2 protein-coding genes are annotated in these 1,893 nt (G+C 72.5%); both read left to right on the top strand.

Annotation, left to right across the window (positions count from 1 at the left end; all coding sequences use genetic code 11):
- A partial coding sequence (locus PSH25_RS29060) for an SDR family oxidoreductase (RefSeq protein WP_238662061.1) occupies positions 1 to 910 on the top strand: 910 nt, incomplete at its 5' end.
- 149 nt (positions 911 to 1,059) lie between these two features.
- On the top strand, positions 1,060 to 1,827 hold the full coding sequence (locus PSH25_RS29055) for a polyprenol monophosphomannose synthase (protein ID WP_196922184.1): 768 nt from the start codon (positions 1,060 to 1,062) through the stop codon (positions 1,825 to 1,827).
- Positions 1,828 to 1,893 lie beyond the last annotated feature (66 nt).

Raw genomic sequence — 1,893 nt, 5'->3', positions numbered from 1 at the left:
GCTGGCTCGGGGCGAGGCCGGTCTGGTCGCCGCCGAGCGGGAGTGCCGGCTGCGCGGCGCGGCCGACGTGCGCGTGTACCGGGTGGACGTGGCCGACGCGGGCGCGGTGCAGCAGGCCGCCGACGACGTGGTGCACCACTGGGGTGGCGTCGACGTGTGGGTCAACAACGCGATGGCGTCGGTGTTCGCGCCGGCCTGGGAGATTCCGGCGCGTGAGTTCCGTCGGGTCACCGAGGTCACCTACCTGGGCACGGTGCACGGCACCCTCGCCGCGCTGCGGCATATGCGGGCGCACGGGCGGGGCACGATCGTGCAGGTGGGCTCGGCGTTGGCCTACCGGGGGATCCCGCTGCAGTCGGCGTACTGCGCGAGCAAGCACGCCGTGCAGGGGTTCAACGACTCGCTGCGCGCCGAACTGCTGCACGACTGCCCGGGGGTGAAGTTGTCGATGGTGCAGCTGCCCGCGATCAACACGCCGCAGTTCTCCTGGGTCCGCACCCGACTGCCCCGGCACCCGCAGCCGGTGCCGCCGATCTTCACTCCGGAGCTGGCCGCCCGAGCGGTCGTCTGGGCCGCCGACCGCGGCACCCGGGAGCTGAACGTGGGCGGCCCGACCTGGCGGGCCCGGCTGGCCGACGCCCTGTTTCCGGGCCTGCTCGACCGGAAGCTGGCCCGCGACGGTTACGACAGTCAGCAGACCGGTGAGGAGATCGACCCGGCGGCCTGGCGGGACAACCTGGATCACCCCGGCGACGCGGACACGGACCGGGGCACGGCGGGGGTGTTCTCCGAACAGGCGCGTGACCGTTCGGCGGCGCTCTGGGTCGGCACCCACAAGCCGGCGCTCTCCGGTGTCGCGCTCGCCGTCGCGGCGCTCGCTCTCACCGCGGCCGCTCGCCGCCGGCGCTGACCGGCACAAGCCCCTGACCAGGGCTTCGACGCTCGCGCGGGGCGGGCGGGGAGGGTTCGCAACGCCCGGGAGGGGTGCCTCCCTCGGACCGAATGCGGGAACTGGATACCCTTTCCATGACCCTTGTCCGCAAACCGAGGATGACCGACATGATCAAGCCGGTGCAGTTGCCGTCGCCGTGGCGGGACGCACGCCTGACCGTCGTCGTGCCCACGTACAACGAGGCGGGCAACCTCCCGGCGCTGGTCGAGCGGCTGCTCGCGCTGCCGCTGCCGGGGCTGCGCATCCTCGTCGCCGACGACAACTCCCCCGACGGCACCGGCGAGGTGGCGGACAAGCTGGCCATCGAGCACCCCGACCGGATCGAGGTCGTGCACCGCGCCGGCAAGGAGGGCCTCGGCCGGGCGTACGTGGACGGGATGAGTCGGGCGATCGAGGGCGGCGCGGAGTACGTGGCGCAGATGGACGCCGACCTCTCGCACCCGCCGGAGGCGCTGCCGGGGATGCTGGGCGCGCTGCTCTCCACCCAGGCCAGCGTGGTGATCGGTTCCCGGTACGTCCCCGGCGGCGAGCTGGACGAGAACTGGCCGCTCTACCGCCGGGCGCTCAGTGGCTGGGCGAACCTCTACGTGCACACCCTGCTGCGGGTCCGCATCCGGGACCTCACCGCCGGCTTCAAGATCTGGCGGGCCGACGCCCTGCGCGACATCGACCTGGAGCGGGTGCAGTCCAACGGCTACAGCTTCCAGGTGGAGATGCACTACCTCGCCACCAAGCTGGGGCACACCATCCTGGAGGTGCCGATCCGCTTCGAGGAGCGGCGCGACGGCGTCTCCAAGATGACCACCGCGACCAAGGTGGAGAGCGCACTCATGCCCTTCCGCCTCCGCAGCAAACACCGCAACATAACCCGCTAACCCCACCCACCCCGCCTCACCCCACCCCACCCCACCCCACCCCACCCCACCCCACCCCACCCGGCC

Origin of the sequence: Micromonospora foliorum, from assembly GCF_022229015.1 — a bacterium.
Taxonomy (GTDB): domain Bacteria; phylum Actinomycetota; class Actinomycetes; order Mycobacteriales; family Micromonosporaceae; genus Micromonospora; species Micromonospora foliorum.
This window is presented reverse-complemented; position numbering and strand designations above follow the sequence as displayed.

Excerpts from the sequence above, each read along its gene's own strand:
- PSH25_RS29055 (WP_196922184.1), top strand. The coding sequence starts at position 1,060 with ATGATCAAGCCGGTGCAGTTGCCGTCGCCGTGGCGGGACGCACGCCTG.